Source organism: Pseudomonas allii, assembly GCF_055380095.1.
The window spans coordinates 5,623,896-5,640,605 of the sequence record NZ_AP039450.1 but is presented as its reverse complement, the minus strand read 5'-3'; the positions used below and the strand labels follow the sequence as shown (position 1 = coordinate 5,640,605).

At 59.4% G+C, this 16,710-nt stretch carries 11 protein-coding genes; 6 read left to right on the top strand and 5 right to left on the bottom strand.

What is annotated here, in order from left to right; genetic code table 11:
* Positions 1-20 precede the first annotated feature (20 nt).
* From infB to ACZ445_RS25820, 6 genes are all read left to right on the top strand, one after another.
* Positions 21-2,546, top strand: coding sequence for a translation initiation factor IF-2 (gene infB, locus ACZ445_RS25845; protein ID WP_058427649.1), 2,526 nt, complete (start codon positions 21-23; stop codon positions 2,544-2,546).
* 159 nt (positions 2,547-2,705) lie between these two features.
* Positions 2,706-3,101, top strand: a complete 396-nt coding sequence (gene rbfA, locus ACZ445_RS25840; RefSeq protein ID WP_003176137.1) for a 30S ribosome-binding factor RbfA — start codon at positions 2,706-2,708, stop codon at positions 3,099-3,101.
* A 3-nt stretch (positions 3,102-3,104) separates the two neighbouring features.
* Positions 3,105-4,022, top strand: a complete 918-nt coding sequence (gene truB / locus ACZ445_RS25835) for a tRNA pseudouridine(55) synthase TruB (protein ID WP_034117853.1) — start codon at positions 3,105-3,107, stop codon at positions 4,020-4,022.
* A 115-nt stretch (positions 4,023-4,137) separates the two neighbouring features.
* Positions 4,138-4,407 (top strand): 30S ribosomal protein S15, encoded by a 270-nt coding sequence (gene rpsO / locus ACZ445_RS25830; RefSeq protein WP_003177875.1) that lies wholly within the window; start codon positions 4,138-4,140, stop codon positions 4,405-4,407.
* 194 nt (positions 4,408-4,601) lie between these two features.
* On the top strand, positions 4,602-6,707 hold the full coding sequence (pnp, locus tag ACZ445_RS25825) for a polyribonucleotide nucleotidyltransferase (protein ID WP_179028925.1): 2,106 nt from the start codon (positions 4,602-4,604) through the stop codon (positions 6,705-6,707).
* A gap of 295 nt (positions 6,708-7,002) precedes the next feature.
* A complete protein-coding gene (locus tag ACZ445_RS25820; protein ID WP_058427647.1) occupies positions 7,003-7,623 on the top strand; it encodes a BON domain-containing protein in 621 nt (206 codons plus the stop codon).
* A 302-nt stretch (positions 7,624-7,925) separates the two neighbouring features.
* Here ACZ445_RS25820 and ACZ445_RS25815 read toward each other — a convergent pair whose 3' ends face one another.
* The 5 genes from ACZ445_RS25815 to pgi all read right to left on the bottom strand — a co-directional run bounded on the left by ACZ445_RS25815 (position 7,926) and on the right by pgi (position 16,601).
* Complete coding sequence (locus ACZ445_RS25815; RefSeq protein WP_179028506.1) at positions 7,926-10,844, bottom strand: DUF748 domain-containing protein; 2,919 nt, start codon at positions 10,842-10,844, stop codon at positions 7,926-7,928.
* Positions 10,845-10,932: 88 nt separating this feature from the next.
* The gene (locus ACZ445_RS25810; protein WP_058427645.1) at positions 10,933-11,949 is read right to left on the bottom strand and encodes a class I SAM-dependent rRNA methyltransferase; all 1,017 of its coding nucleotides are present in this window, start codon (positions 11,947-11,949) and stop codon (positions 10,933-10,935) included.
* 57 nt (positions 11,950-12,006) lie between these two features.
* Complete coding sequence (locus ACZ445_RS25805) at positions 12,007-12,876, bottom strand: oxygenase MpaB family protein (protein ID WP_179028507.1); 870 nt, start codon at positions 12,874-12,876, stop codon at positions 12,007-12,009.
* A 17-nt stretch (positions 12,877-12,893) separates the two neighbouring features.
* Positions 12,894-14,831 (bottom strand): acetate--CoA ligase, encoded by a 1,938-nt coding sequence (gene acs / locus ACZ445_RS25800; protein WP_464707726.1) that lies wholly within the window; start codon positions 14,829-14,831, stop codon positions 12,894-12,896.
* A gap of 105 nt (positions 14,832-14,936) precedes the next feature.
* Positions 14,937-16,601, bottom strand: coding sequence for a glucose-6-phosphate isomerase (gene pgi / locus ACZ445_RS25795; RefSeq protein WP_058427642.1), 1,665 nt, complete (start codon positions 16,599-16,601; stop codon positions 14,937-14,939).
* Positions 16,602-16,710: the final 109 nt, after the last annotated feature.

Here is a 16,710-nt window from a genome sequence, read left to right as displayed (position 1 = left end):
CGGCCTGAGGAGAGAAGTGCATGACGCAAGTCACGGTGAAACAACTGGCCGATGAGGTCAAAACACCGGTAGAGCGCCTGTTGCAGCAGATGCGTGAGGCAGGTCTGCCGCACACCGCCGCCGATGAAGGTGTGAGCGATAGTGAGAAGCAGTCTTTGCTGACTCACTTGAAGAGCAGCCACAAGGCGAAAGTGGAAGAACCGCGCAAGATTACATTGCAGCGCAAAACCACCAGCACCCTGCGTGTTGCTGGTAGCAAGAGCATCAGCGTTGAAGTACGCAAGAAGAAAGTCTTCGTACAGCGCAGCCCGGAAGAAATCGAAGCCGAGCGCAAACGCGAACTGGAAGAACGTCGCGCAGTAGAAAATGCTGCTCGTCAGAAGGCTGAAGAAGAAGCCAAGCGTCGCGCCGAAGAAGAAGCGCGTCGCCAGCCTGCTGCTGCGCAACCTGCTGCCTCTGAAGCGGTCGCTGCGCCTAGCGCGCCAGTTGAAGCTGTGCGTGAGGCCGCTCCGGTTGCCGCAGCACCAGCACCGGCTGCTGACGCTCGCAAGCGCGACGAACCTCGTCGTCCGGACAAACCACGTGCCGACGATAACAATCGTCGCGGTGGTGGTGGCGATGGCGAGCGCAAAAACGCTCCGCATCGTGCCTCGGTCAAAGAGAAAGCGCCTGCTCCACGCGTTGCCCCACGTACTACCGACGAAGAAAGCGATGGCTTCCGTCGTGGTGGTCGCGGCAAGGCCAAGCTGAAGAAACGCAACGCCCACGGTTTCCAGAGCCCAACCGGCCCTGTCGTGCGTGAAGTGAAGATCGGCGAGACCATCACTGTGGGCGATCTGGCCCAGCAGATGTCGGTCAAGGCTGCTGAAATCATCAAGTTCATGTTCAAGCTGGGTACTCCGGCCACCATCAACCAGGTACTGGATCAGGAAACTGCCCAGCTTGTTGCTGAAGAGTTGGGCCACAAAGTGACCCTGGTCAGCGACACCGCCCTGGAAGATTCCCTGGCCGAGTCCCTGAAGTTTGAAGGTGAGGCGGTTTCCCGTGCACCGGTTGTGACCGTAATGGGCCATGTTGACCACGGTAAAACCTCCCTGCTCGACTATATCCGTCGTGCCAAGGTAGCCGCAGGCGAAGCCGGCGGTATCACCCAGCACATCGGCGCGTACCACGTTGAAACTGACCGTGGCATGGTGACGTTCCTCGATACCCCTGGTCACGCTGCGTTTACCGCAATGCGTGCCCGTGGTGCCAAGGCGACCGACATCGTGATCCTGGTGGTTGCAGCCGACGACGGCGTGATGCCACAAACCATCGAAGCCGTTCAGCATGCCAAGGCAGCTGGCGTTCCGCTGGTAGTCGCTGTGAACAAAATCGATAAGCCGGGCGCCGATCTCGATCGCATCCGTAGCGAACTGTCGGTTCACGGCGTGACGTCCGAAGAGTGGGGTGGTGACACTCCATTCGTACCGGTTTCCGCGAAGATGGGTACCGGTGTTGACGAACTGCTCGAAGCTGTTCTGTTGCAAGCCGAAGTTCTGGAACTGACTGCTACGCCATCGGCTCCTGGCCGTGGTGTTGTGGTCGAGTCCCGTCTCGACAAGGGCCGTGGCCCGGTTGCGACCGTTCTGGTTCAAGACGGTACCCTGCGCCAAGGCGACATGGTGCTGGTCGGTTCGAACTATGGCCGTGTACGTGCCATGCTCGACGAGAACGGCAAGCCAATCAAGGAAGCAGGTCCTGCTATCCCGGTCGAGATCCTCGGCCTGGACGGTACTCCGGACGCTGGCGACGAAATGAGCGTGGTTGCCGACGAGAAGAAAGCCCGTGAAGTGGCTCTGTTCCGTCAAGGCAAGTTCCGTGAAGTCAAGCTGGCCCGTGCTCACGCCGGCAAGCTGGAAAACATCTTCGAGAACATGGGCCAGGAAGAGAAGAAGACGCTTAACATCGTCCTCAAATCTGACGTACGTGGTTCACTCGAAGCGTTGAACGGCGCCTTGAACGGCCTGGGTAACGACGAAGTGCAAGTGCGCGTTGTCGGTGGCGGTGTCGGTGGTATCACCGAGTCCGACGCCAACCTGGCACTGGCTTCCAACGCTGTACTGTTCGGCTTCAACGTGCGTGCCGATGCCGGCGCTCGCAAGATCGTCGAGCAGGAAGGCCTGGACATGCGTTACTACAACGTCATCTACGACATCATCGAAGACGTCAAGAAAGCCCTCACCGGCATGCTTGGCAGCGACGTCCGGGAGAACATCCTGGGTATCGCCGAAGTACGTGACGTGTTCCGCTCGCCGAAATTCGGCGCGATCGCCGGCTGCATGGTGGTTGAAGGCACCGTGTACCGTAACCGTCCAATCCGTGTACTGCGTGAAGACATCGTTATCTTCGAAGGCGAGCTGGAATCCCTGCGCCGCTTCAAGGATGACGCTTCTGAAGTACGTGCCGGCATGGAATGCGGTATCGGCGTCAAGAGCTACAACGACGTCAAGGCTGGCGACAAGATCGAAGTCTACGAGAAGGTTCAGGTTGCTCGCAGCCTCTAACTCGCGCACTTCAGGAGCCACGCAGCGCGTGGGCATGCAAATGCCCCGCGCAGCGTACGGACTCTAAACGCAACGCCCGGTCTGGCTTTTGTCAGGCCGGGCGTTTGCCGCTTTCAGACCCCACGGGTTTCACCGTGTGGCAGTAACAGGTAACAAGACATGGCAAAAGAATACAGCCGTACCCAGCGTATCGGCGATCAGATGCAGCGCGAGCTGGCCCAACTGATCCGTCGCGAAGTCAAAGATCCACGCGTTGGCCTGGTCACCATCACCGCCGTTGAAGTGAGTCGTGACGTGGGTCACGCCAAGATCTTCATCACCGTGATGGGGCAGGACAACAGCGAAGAAATCGCGCAAAGCATCAAGGTGCTCAACTCGGCTGCAGGTTTCCTACGCATGCAGTTGGCCCGTGAAATGAAGCTGCGCAGCGTGCCCCAGCTGCACTTCCACTACGACGAAAGCGTCGTGCGGGGCGCACACCTGTCGGCCCTGATCGAGCGCGCCGTGGCGGAAGACAGCCAGCATCCGTCCACACCTGAAGACGCCAAGGAGTAAGCGGTGGCTCAGGTCAAACGTATCCGTCGCAACGTCAGCGGCATCATTCTGCTCGACAAACCCATTGGCTTTACCTCCAATGCCGCGTTGCAGAAGGTCCGCTGGCTGCTCAATGCCGAAAAGGCCGGGCACACCGGCAGCCTCGATCCACTAGCCACCGGCGTGTTGCCGCTGTGCTTTGGCGAGGCCACCAAGTTCTCCCAATACCTGCTCGATTCCGACAAGGGTTATGAAACCCTGATGCAACTGGGCAAGACCACCACCACGGCCGACGCCGAAGGTGACGTTTTGCAGGTTCGCGACGTGACCGTTGGTCGTGCTGATATCGAAGCTGCTTTACCCGCTTTTCGTGGGGAAATCAGTCAGATACCGCCGATGTACTCGGCGCTCAAGCGTGATGGCCAGCCTCTTTACAAGTTGGCACGTGCGGGCGAAGTAGTGGAGCGCGAACCGCGTTCTGTTACTATTGCGCGCTTGGAATTGCTCGCCTGTGAAGGCGACACCGCCCGGTTGGCCGTGGACTGCAGCAAAGGCACCTATATCCGTACCCTGGTGGAAGATATCGGTGAAAAGCTCGGTTGCGGCGCGTACGTTGCAGAACTGCGGCGCACCCAGGCCGGTCCTTTCAGCCTGGCCCAGACGGTCACGCTGGAAGAGTTGGAAGCGGTGCATGCCGAAGGCGGCAATGAAGCCGTTGATCGCTTCCTGATGCCATCGGACAGCGGTTTGCTCGATTGGCCATTGCTGCACTTCTCGGAGCACAGCGCGTTCTACTGGCTAAACGGCCAGCCGGTACGCGCTCCGGATGCCCCGAAGTTCGGCATGGTGCGGGTACAGGATCATAACGGTCGCTTTATCGGTATCGGTGAAGTGAGCGAAGACGGGCGTATAGCGCCCCGTCGACTGATTCGGTCAGAATGACCGAACGAGTGTGGCTGTTAACAGGCACGGTCAACACTCATTTTTAGATACAGGGATTTGTCCCTGGCCTGTTGAAACTGCCCTTTGGGTGGTTTCCTGAAAAAAGGATTGCCTCATGGCTCTCGACGTTCAAGAAAAAGCACAAATCGTTGCTGACTATCAGCAAGCTGTTGGTGACACTGGTTCGCCAGAAGTGCAAGTTGCACTGCTGACCCACAACATCAACAAGCTGCAAGGTCACTTCAAGGCCAACGGTAAAGACCACCACTCCCGTCGTGGTCTGATCCGCATGGTAAACCAGCGCCGTAAGCTGCTGGACTACCTGAAAGGCAAGGATCTGGGTCGTTATCAGACTCTGATCGGTCGCCTGGGTCTGCGTCGCTAATAAGCGATTGCGCTAGAGGTTGGTTGTCTGCCGTGTGCCAGTGGGATTCCCGCTGGCCCATGGCAGGCTCCCAGCCTCAAGTTTTATCTGGATACACGTTTTACCCTGGACGAGCGTCGGGCCGATTCCCGGCATTGCCCAAGAATTTCGCAAGAAGACAAGTTCCCCAAGAGCCACAAAGAAGGTAGGACACCGTGAACCCGGTTATCAAAAAATTCCAGTTCGGTCAGTCGACCGTTACCCTCGAGACAGGCCGTATTGCCCGTCAAGCCTCCGGCGCAGTGCTGGTTACCGTTGATGACGACGTTACCGTACTGGTGACCGTTGTTGGCGCCAAGACCGCTGACCCGAGCAAAGGCTTCTTCCCTCTGTCCGTTCACTACCAGGAAAAAACTTACGCTGCCGGTAAGATCCCTGGCGGTTTCTTCAAGCGCGAAGGCCGTCCTTCCGAGAAAGAAACCCTGACTTCCCGACTGATCGACCGTCCGATCCGTCCGCTGTTCCCAGAAGGCTTCATGAACGAAGTGCAGGTTGTCTGCACCGTCGTTTCCACCAGCAAGAAGACCGATCCGGACATCGCTGCGATGATCGGTACCTCGGCTGCCCTGGCTATCTCCGGTATTCCTTTCGATGGCCCGATCGGCGCCGCCCGCGTTGCATTCCACGAAAGCACCGGCTACCTGCTGAACCCGACTTACGAGCAACTGAAAGCATCGAGCCTGGACATGGTCGTTGCCGGTACTTCGGAAGCCGTGCTGATGGTTGAATCGGAAGCCAAAGAGCTGACCGAAGACCAGATGCTGGGCGCTGTACTGTTTGCTCACGACGAGTTCCAGTCCGTGATCAACGCGGTTAAAGAACTCGCTGCCGAAGCTGCCAAACCAACTTGGGCCTGGGCTCCACAGGCTGAAGCCACCGAGCTGCTGAGCACTATCCGCTCCGAGTTCGGCGCTGCCATCTCCGACGCCTACACCATCACTGTCAAGGCCGACCGTTACGCTCGCCTGGGCGAGTTGAAGGACCAGGTTGTGGCCAAGCTGTCCGGTGAAGAAGGCCAGCCTTCCTCCAGCGACGTCAAAGCGGCTTTCGGCGAAATCGAATACCGCACCGTTCGCGAAAACATCGTTAACGGCAAGCCACGTATCGACGGTCGTGACACTCGCACCGTTCGTCCGCTGAACATCGAAGTCGGCGTTCTGCCGAAGACTCACGGTTCGGCCCTGTTCACCCGTGGTGAAACTCAGGCTCTGGTAGTCGCTACCCTGGGTACTGCCCGTGACGCACAGCTGCTGGATACCCTGGAAGGCGAGAAAAAAGACCCGTTCATGCTGCACTACAACTTCCCTCCGTTCTCGGTGGGCGAGTGTGGTCGTATGGGGGGCGCTGGTCGTCGCGAAATCGGTCACGGCCGTCTGGCGCGCCGTTCGGTTCAGGCCATGCTGCCTGCCGCTGACGTGTTCCCGTACACCATCCGTGTCGTATCGGAAATCACCGAATCCAACGGTTCCAGCTCCATGGCTTCCGTTTGCGGTGCGTCCCTGGCACTGATGGATGCTGGTGTACCGATGAAGGCGCCGGTTGCCGGTATCGCCATGGGTCTGGTTAAAGAAGGCGAGAAGTTCGCCATCCTGACCGACATCCTGGGCGACGAAGACCACCTGGGTGACATGGACTTCAAGGTAGCCGGTACCGCCAAAGGTGTGACCGCGCTGCAGATGGACATCAAGATCAAGGGCATCACCGAAGAGATCATGGAAATCGCCCTGGGCCAAGCCCTGGAAGCGCGCCTGAACATCCTCGGCCAGATGAACCAGATCATTGGTCAGTCCCGCACCGAACTGTCGGAAAATGCTCCGACCATGATCGCGATGAAAATCGACACCGACAAAATCCGTGATGTTATCGGTAAAGGCGGCGCGACCATCCGTGCGATCTGTGAAGAGACCAAGGCTTCGATCGATATCGAAGACGACGGCTCGATCAAGATCTTCGGTGAAACCAAGGAAGCGGCTGAAGCAGCACGTCAGCGCGTCCTGGGCATTACTGCCGAGGCCGAGATCGGCAAGATCTACGTCGGTAAGGTTGAGCGCATCGTCGACTTTGGCGCATTCGTGAACATCCTGCCGGGCAAAGACGGTCTGGTGCACATCTCCATGCTGAGCGACGCTCGCGTTGAGAAAGTCACCGACATTCTGAAGGAAGGCCAGGAAGTGGAAGTGCTGGTACTGGACGTGGACAACCGCGGCCGTATCAAGCTGTCCATCAAGGACGTAGCAGCAGCCAAGGCTTCGGGCGTTTAATCACCCCCAAGCTTCACGCTGAAAAAGAGGACTCTTCGGAGTCCTTTTTTATGGGAGCAGGAAAATACCTAAAAATCAGGCGGTTAATGCAAAGCAAAAGCCGCAACTTGCATGCAGGCCCAGACGGCATCATGCAAGTTGCACGAATCCGGATTTTTATGTTTTTTATAAGTCATTGTTTATAAAGGATTTAATTTCTATTGCCGACTTGGCACACTGCCTGCAATAACCCTGTTAACGCTGCAGCATCAAGGTTCACACACTGCAGACTTTCAATAAAACAGGAGTTACTCGTATGAAGAAGTTCGCTCTCGCTACTGCTACCGCTCTGACCCTGGCCATGGGTGCTAACGTGGCCTTTGCCCAGACTTCCCAAGCTCCAATGACCTTGGCCGCCGGTGAAGTCACCAAGGCTAAAGAAACCACTTCGGACACTTGGATCACCACCAAAGTCAAAGCTGACCTGCTGACCGAAAAAGGCATTCCTGGTTCGGACATCAAGGTAGAAACCAACAAAGGCGTGGTTTCCCTGTCCTCGACCGTTGCGATCTCCGATTCGCAAAAAGCTACTGCTGTAGCCATCACCAAGAAGATCAAAGGTGTAACTGCTGTTTCTGCTGACGGCCTGATGGCTGGCGGCGCTACCAAGGCTGACAACATCGACAAAACCAAAGGCGCAGCGGCTGACGCCAAGGAGTCCACTTCGGACACTTGGATCACCACCAAAGTAAAAGCTGACCTGGTTACCGAGAAAGGCATTCCTGGTACCGACATCAAAGTCGAAACCAACAAAGGCGTAGTGTCTCTGTCTTCGACCGCACCGGTTACTGAAGCTCAGAAAACTACCGCGGTGAACATCACCAAGAAAATCAAAGGCGTTAAAGCTGTATCGGCCGATGGCCTGAAAGCAGAGTAACGCTCAACAGTTCGTCTGAACTAGGCGGCGGCGGCGCGTGAGTTAGATATCCACTCAATGCACCTGCGAGGTTCATGCGACCGACCACACGGATGTGGTCATTACAGGCCCCGGCATTTATGTCGGGGCCTGTTCTATTGTGGGGTTCTATTGTGGGTTGGATACATGTGAAGGGCAGATGAAAATAAAGTGTGGGAGCGGGCTTGCCCGCGAATGCGGTAGATCAGCCAATGCATCCGGTGACTGACACTCCGCTTTCGCGAGCAAGCCCGCTCTCACATTTGGATAGTGTTGCTCAGGCGTTACTCTGCATCCAGATGCATTGGCGTGACCACCCGACCATCTTTCTCAGCCTGGCCCAGGTTGGCGTCGATGAAGTACACCCGGTCATCTTCCAACTGGCCTTTGTCCACGAGGTAGTCCTTGATGGTGCTGGCACGGTCCTGGCCAAGTTGGCGTAGCAGCACGTCGCTGCCACTCCAGAACTTGATCACGCCGTCGCGAAGCTTCGCGCTGCGGTCATCGCTGCTCAGGTCCTTCCATTCGGCCGGCGGTTGTTGTTTCAGGCGGGTGCGGTAGATGCCTTCCAGCAATGGCGCTTTTTCCTTCTCGGGTACGACAAGCAACGAGGCCTGGGCAGGTACTTTGTCGCCACGACGCTGAAGAATCTTGTAGTAGTTGTACTGGTATTCACGCTCCAGTCGCTGGGCGGCAAGGAATGGCCCATCGCTGCTGGCCGCCGCTGTGCCTTCGATTTCCAGGCGCAGGGTTGGGCGTTCCTTAAGTGCTTTAGCCAACGTGTTCAGGGCGCCTTCCGCATCCTTGTTCAATTCGCTTGAACCTGCGGCGAACGACACATTGCCGAGGTCTTCCGAGCCGCCGCCCGTCACCAGCCCACCGATAAACTTGAAGGGCGCCGTCGCTGCGCGCACCACGAGGTTGCGCAGGGTCTGCCAGACGATCGGCATCACACTGAATTGCGGGTTGTTCAAGTCACCGGTGACCGGCAGTTCGATCGAGATCTTGCCGTCACTGTCCTTGAGCAAAGCGACGGCCAGGCGAATCGGCAAGTCCACGGCATCGGCGCTGTCGACTTTCTCACCCAGTTGCAGCTGCTCAACCACCACTTTGTTCTCGGCCTTCAACTGGCCCTTGGTGATGACGTAGTGCAGGTCGAGGTTCAGGCGGCCCTTGCGGATACGGAAGCCGGCGAACTTGCCGGAATAAGGCGTCAGGGTGGTCAGTTCGACACGTTTGAAGCTGGTCGCAATGTCCAGAGCCGCCATCGGATCGAACGGGTTCACGCTGCCCTTGATGGTCACCGGTGCATAGCGATCAACCTTGCCCTTGATATCGACGCTGGCCGGTTTGGCCTGGCGACTGTCGATGGTGCCGATCTGCCCGTTGAGCTGTTGAATCGCGGTGGCGAAGTTGGGTGTGAGGCTGAAGTCGGCAAAATTGGCCGAGCCGTCATTGATCGCAATCTGCCCGATGCGAATGCCCAAGGGCTTGTCCTTGCTGGCGGGCTTGGGACCTTTGTCGGGCGCTTGCGGAATCAGCAGGTCATCAACGTTGGTGGTGCGGTCGTCGTTGATCATGAAGCGCGCATACGGCTGCAGCAGGTTGACCTTGTCGATCGACAGGCTGTCGCCGTGCTGGTAGTTCACGCCTTCGAGCACCAGGCGCTGCCATTTGAGGAAGTCACGGGTCTTGAGGGTGTCCAACGTGTGTAATTGATCGACCTGCGCCCGTCCGGTGACCTGCAACTTCAAAGGATCGGTGCTTTTCAGGTTCACATCCAGATTGCTGCCGAGCATGCCGCTGCGCAGCTCCAGGCGGATGAACGGGCTGATGTAGGACTGGGCCACCCGCAGGTCGATGTCCTGGGTATTCACTTTCAGCCTGGCACTGACCGGGTTGAGGTTGACCTCGCCGGATGCTTGGAGCTTGCCTTGCTTGCCTACGCCGGAGTCGACCTTCAAGGTAAACGGGCTCTGGTTGAGGCTGTCGAAGTTCTGCAGGTCGACGTTCAGCGGGCCGAGTTCCAGCGCTACCGCCGGCTTGGCCTGACGGTCAGCCAGGTGCACCTGATAGTTACGCAGTTGCACGTCCTTGAGCAGCACTTGCCAGGGTTTGCTGGGCGCGGCGGGTTCGGCTTTTGGCGAGTCGGCGGTGGCGGGGGCGTTTTTCGGCTCGGGCGCCTTGGCCGGTTTGCTTGGCTGGCTGGCGAACAGTTTCTGCCAGTCCAGTTGCCCGTCGGCCTCAAGGGCCGCCCAGGTTTCCAGTTTATTGCTGCGGATCTTGCCGACCACCACGTGCTGCTTGGCCAGGTCCACCGTGGTCTCGCTGACGTCCAGGCGCTCCAGGCGCACCAATGGGCGGCCGTCCGGTGCCTTGATGGCAAAGGGCGCGATGCTGGCGGCGGTGTTGGTCAGGTTCAGCTCGGTCTCTTTGGCCAGACTGAATTTGTACTCGGTGCTGAAGTTGAGTACACCGTCTTCAAGCACCAGCGGCAGTGCGTCACGTACATAGGGCCACCAGGCTTTCATCTTGCCGTTGGTGACTTTCAACGTACCTTCGGAGGTGATCGGCACCAGGCTGAAATTGCCTTTCCAGTCGATCTGCCCACCTGCCGGGCCGGCTGCGACCAGGGTCATGTCGGCGTTGTCTTCGGGCAGGGTGCTGAGGTTCTTCAGCTCGAAGTCGAGTGTGTCGTAGAGGAATTCGATGGGCTCGCTGGGGCGCAAGTCCTCGAAGTGCACATAACCACCGGCCAGCTTGATGCTGTCGATACGCAAAGGGAACGGTTTGGCATCGGGATTGGCCGGTGTTGGCTCGCTGGGCGGCAGCTTGAACAACTGCGCCAGGTTGAGTTGGCCGGACTTGTCGAACAGCAATTCGGTCTTGGGCTTGTCCAGTTGTACATCGGCCAGGTGCAGGGCGCGGGTCCAGAGGCTGTCGATCTGCAGGTTGGCGTAGAGGCGTTCGAACCCGACCTGTTCCTTGCCGGGCTCACCGATCTTCAGGCCCCACAGGGTCAGTTCCAGGCTGAACGGGTTGAGCTCGATTCGCTCGATCCGCGCCGGCACCGTGGCGTAATTGGCCAGTTGCTGGTTGGCGATGCGAAGGGCGATGCCGGGGAGAATCAAAAAGCCCAGCAAGCTGTACAGGGCAAGGGCAGTCAACAAGGCGCCAGCGGCGCGAATCAATCCTTTGGGCATGGGGCGGCGCCATCTATGTCAAACAGGAGTGCCTTGGAGTATGGCACGGGTTTTCGGTTCCGAAGAGCAAGGGCCTTTGAGAAACGTCTTACAGCTGAAGTATCAGGGTTTTCAGGGGAGGTTGCTGATCCTGGGATGGGAAGTCCGCTCCAGGCGTCATGATTTGCCAGTCACGCGCCGGGCGCCCGGCTTTTTCCGCGCAGCGCAGTACCTGTTCGCGCCAATCCTCCATGCTGACTTTCGCCAGGTTGTTGCAGCAGATCAGCACGCCATTGTCGGCAGTAGCCAGTAGTGCAGGCTTGAGCAGGCTCTGGTAGTCGCGCAGCAGGTCGACGGTGCCGAACGCGCTCTTGGCCCAGGCCGGCGGGTCCAGCAGCACCAGGTCGTATTGACGTTGCTCCAGGCGCGGATAACTCGGCAGCTTTTGCCCACGACGCTGGGTGATCGGCAGGCCCGCCAATTGGCGAATCGCCGGGAAGTAGTCGGACTGTACGAACTGCATGCTCGGCAATTGCGGGTTCAGCAAGCCGTTTTCGCGACCCACCGCCAGGTTGCCCTCGGCGAAGTCCAGGTTGCACACCTCGCGGGCGCCACCGGCGGCGGCGCTCAGGCCCACGCCACAGGTGTAGGCGAACAGGTTGAGCACGCTTTTGCCGGCGCTGTGGGCCTTGACCCAGCCGCGGGTGTTACGCAGGTCGAGGAACAGCAGCGGGTCCTGCCCGGCATGCCGCCCACGTACGCGGTAACTGAGCCCCCACTCATGGCCAACCAGGTCTTCCAGTGCGGCGGGGTCGGCACGGTAGACCGTGTCTTCGCGGTCAATGCGCGAATTGCCCCGTGAGCGATCGTTGTACACCAGCAACAACTCCAGGCCCATGTACTGATTGACCTGTTGATGCAGGTCCAGCAGGTCGGTGGTTTCCAGGGATTGGTGGAAACTCTGCACCAGCAATTGCGGACCGTAGCGGTCGATGGTCAGGCCGCCGGCGCCTTCCTGGCTGCCATGGAACAGCCGGTAACAGTCGGTGCCCTGTGCATGCAGTTCGCTGATCAGGTCTTGGCGATGATCGAGGGCGGCGCGCAGCGCCTGATTCAGGGAAGACATGGAGCGCGCCTTGCTGGGAAATTGAGGGCGCGAAGTTTAACAGCTATGCGCCGTCACCTACATCAACCCCATCCGGCGATGGGCGCGTTGCACCGAACCATTGCGCATCGCCCAGCGCAGCATCGGCGCACTGCGCTTGACGCCGGCACGGATCATCTGGCGTTGCAGCGGGCTCTGGTGCTGATCCAGCATCGCGCTGGCCCAATCCGGCAGCAGGTCGATCCCCGCGCGCATCATCAAGCTACCAAATGGCTTGGCCAGCAGGCTGGGGGAGGGGGCGTTCAACAGTAAGCGCAATACTTCACGGCTGCGATCGTCGCACAGCAGTTGCGGGCGGATGCGTACCAGATAATCCGAAACTTCCTGCCGAGAGCGCGGAACATGCCGCGCACCCAGTTGCTCAGCGACCAAGGCAATTTCACTGTAGTACCGGTCCTGGTCGCGACCGGACAGGTGCGGGTTGCGGTAACGCAAGTGGGCGGCCAGGAAGTTACTGACCTCCGCCACATGCACCCAGGTCAGCAATTCCGGGTCGCTGGCCGCATAGGGTCGACCGTCCGGCGCGTGGCCGACCACCTGCAGGTGAATGGTGCGGACTTTTTCGATCAGCCAGTCGGCGTCTTTTCGCGAGCCGAACGTCGTACCCGAAATGAACTGCGAGGTACGCCGCAAGCGCCCGAGCATGTCCTGGCGAAAGTTTGAATGGTCCCATACGCCCGCCAGTGCCAGCGGGTGCAAGGCTTGCAGCATCAAGGCGCTGATGCCGCCGATGAGCATGCTGCTGAAGTCGCCATGCACTTGCCAACTCACCGAGTCGGGCCCGAACAGGCCGGGGTCGCCCTTGGGGTTTTCCAGGTCCAGTTGGCCCAGCGATAGGCCGGTCAGGCTCATCAGCTGGGTTTCGATACGGCTGCGGATAAATTCCATGGCGACTCAAGGGTTTCCTATCGGTTCAGGCGCTTGTCGATCAAGCCGTCCACCACGCTCGGATCGGCCAGGGTCGAGGTGTCACCCAGGCTGTCCAGTTCGTTGCAGGCAATCTTGCGCAAGATCCTGCGCATGATTTTGCCGGAACGGGTTTTCGGCAAGGCCGGGGCCCATTGGATCAGTTCCGGCTTGGCGAAGCTGCCAATTTCTTTACTGACCAGCTCCAGCAGATGTTTTTTTAACGCATCGCTGGGTTCCACGCCATTCATGGGGGTGACAAAGGCATAGATGCCCTGGCCTTTGACATCATGGGGGTAGCCCACCACGGCGGCCTCGGCCACCTGGTCGTGCAGTACCAGGGCGCTTTCCACCTCGGCAGTGCCGATGCGATGGCCGGACACGTTGATCACATCGTCGATGCGCCCGGTGATCCAGTAGTCGCCGTCTTCATCGCGGCGTGCGCCATCACCGGTGAAATAGTAGCCGGGGTAGGGTTTGAAGTAGGTGTCGACCATGCGCTGCGGATCGCCGTACACACTGCGGATCTGCCCCGGCCAGCTGGCTTTGATCGCCAGCACGCCACTGCCGGCGCCGCTGAATTCCTTGCCGTGTTCATCGAGCAGTACCGGCTGTACGCCAAACATTGGTTGGGTCGCGCAACCGGGCTTGATTCGCTGGGCGCTGACCAGTGGGCTGAGCATGATGCCGCCGGTCTCGGTCTGCCACCAGGTATCCACAATCGGGCAGCGCTGTTCGCCCACGGCATTGAAGTACCAGTCCCAGGCCTCCGGGTTGATCGGTTCGCCGACACTGCCCAACAGGCGCAGGCTGGCGCGAGAGGTGTTCTCCAGCGGGCCGTGGCCTTCGCGCATCAGCGCGCGCAGGGCGGTGGGCGCGGTGTAGAAGATGTTGACCTGGTGCTTGTCGATTACCTGCCAGAAGCGTGAACTGTCCGGATAGCTCGGCACGCCTTCGAACATCAGCGAGGTCGCGCCATTGGCCAGCGGGCCGTACACGATGTAACTGTGGCCGGTGACCCAGCCCACGTCGGCGGTGCACCAGAACACTTCGCCGTCGCGGTAATCGAGCACGTACTTGAAGGTCATCGCCGCTTGCAGCAGGTAGCCGCCGGTGGTGTGCAGCACGCCCTTGGGTTTGCCGGTGCTGCCGGAGGTGTAGAGGATGAACAGCGGGTCTTCGGCTTCCATCGGCTCGGGCGGACAGTCGTCGCTGGCGGCGTCCAGGGCTTGTTGATACTTGAGGTCGCGACCTTCGCTCCAGTTAACGGTCGCCCCAGTGCGCTCCACTACCAGCACCGTAGTCACATTCGGGCAACTGGCCAAGGCCTTGTCGACATTCTGCTTCAGCGCCACCGGCTTGCCGCCGCGCACGCCTTCGTCTGCGGTGATTACCGTGCGGCAGTCGGCGTCGAGAATACGGTCGCGCAGGGCATCCGGCGAGAAGCCACCAAATACCACGGAGTGCACCGCGCCAATCCGCGTGCAGGCGAGCATGGCATAGGCGGCCTCCGGGATCATCGGCATGTAGATGCACACTCGGTCGCCTTTCTTCACCCCACGGCTTTTCAGCACATTGGCCAGGCGGCTGACGTTCTGGTGCAACTGGCGGTAGGTGATGTTGGACGATTTTGTCGGATCATCGCCTTCCCAGATGAAGGCCGGCTGATCGGCGCGTTGCGCCAGGTGACGGTCGATGCAGTTGTAGCTGACGTTCAACTGGCCACCGGCAAACCATTGGGCGGCGCCGGTGTGGATGTCTGAGCGTTGAACGGTGTGCCAGGGGGTTATCCAGTCGAGAAAGCGTTTGGCCTGTTCAGCCCAGAAGGTGTCCGACTGATCGATGGATTGGCGGTAGAGGCGCTGATAGTCCTCTTGACTGAGTTGCGCAGCCCGGCGGACGGCATCGGCGGTGGGGAACGTGCTGATATCGAACATGAGCGATCCTTATTCTTGTTTTCGCGACAAGTCATAAAGATGCACCCAGCAGGGGGAGGGTTCAAGGCCAACCTCCAAACGGACGTTGGCCCTGCAATACCTGGATCAGCCGCGGTGACGACCGCGGAAGTAGTTGATCAGGCCCTGGGTCGACGCATCCTCGGCCGAGGTTTCTTCGGCGCCGGTCAGGCGGTTGTAGACGCCCTTGCCCAACTCTTTGCCCAGCTCCACACCCCATTGGTCGAAGGCGTTGATACCCCAGATCACGCTTTGCACGAACACCTTGTGCTCATACATGGCCACCAGGGCGCCCAGGCGACGCGGGCTGATGCGTTCAACCACAATGGTGTTGCTCGGACGGTTGCCCGGGATCACCTTGTGCGGTGCCAGCTTCTGCACTTCGTCTTCCGGGATACCTTTGTCGCGCAGCTCGGCTTCCGCTTCGGCGCGGGTCTTGCCGAGCATCAGTGCCTGGCTTTGGGACAGGCAGTTGGCGTACAGCCATTGATGGTGGTCGGACACCGGGTTGAAGCTGACGATCGGCACAATGAAGTCGGCCGGGATCAGTTGGGTCCCCTGGTGCAGCAACTGGTGGTAAGCGTGCTGGCCGTTGCAGCCCACGCCGCCCCAGATCACCGGACCGGTGTCGGTAGCGACGGGCGTACCGTCCTGGCGCACGCTCTTGCCGTTGGATTCCATGTCCAACTGTTGCAAGTGTTTGGTGATGTTACGCAGGTAGTGGTCGTACGGCAGGATCGCGTGGCTCTGCGCGCCCCAGAAGTTGCCGTACCACACGCCCAGCAGGCCGAGCAGCACCGGCATGTTCTGTTCGAACGGGGCGTTCTGGAAATGCTGGTCCATGGTGTAGGCGCCGGACAGCAGTTCCTTGAAGTTGGACATGCCGATGGCCAGGGCAATCGGCAAGCCGATGGCCGACCACAGTGAGTAACGGCCGCCGACCCAGTCCCACATCGGGAAGATGTTTTCTTCACGGATACCGAAGGCCACGGCCGCCGCGTTGTTGCTCGACACGGCAATGAAGTGGCGGTACAGCTCGGCTTCCGAGCCACCCTGGGCCAGGTACCAGGCGCGGGCGGCCTGGGCGTTTTTCAGGGTTTCCAGGGTGTTGAAGGATTTCGACGAGACGATGAACAGCGTGGTCTCGGCGCGCAGCTTCATGGTCAGCTCGTGGAACTCGCTGCCGTCGATGTTCGCCAGGTAATGGCAGCGCACGCCTTTATGGGCGTAGGACAACAGGGCTTCGGAGACCAGCTCCGGGCCGAGGAACGAGCCACCGATACCGATGTTCACCACGTCGGTGATCGGTTTTTCGGTGTAGCCACGCCACAGGCCGTCGTGGATGCGGCCGACCAGGTCAGTGATCTGGTTCAGCACTTTGTGCACGTCCGGCATGATGTTCACGCCGTTCACCGACAACTTGTCACCCACCGGGCGGCGCAGGGCGGTGTGCAGCGCAGGGCGGCCTTCAGACGAGTTGACCGGTTCGCCTTTGTACAACGCGTCGATCGCGTCCTTGAGGTGGACCTCTTTGGCGAGGTTCACCAGCAGGTCACGGGTTTCGCCGGTGATCAGGTTTTTCGAGTAATCGAGGAAAAGTCCGCAGCTGCTCAAGGTGAACTGGGAGAAACGCTGAGGATCGGCATTGAACGCTTCGCGCATGCTGAAATCCTGCATGGCTTGGCGATGTTGATTGAGCGCTTGCCAGGCGGGCAGAGCGGTAACGTCATGAGGGGTGCGGTAGTACGCCATCGCTGCGGGTTTCCTTTTATTACGGGGACTGCCTTTAGGACACTTTTTTGCCCGGAACATCCAGTCTTTGATCAAGCAATGGGTTCCAGACAGCGCTAACCATAGCGCA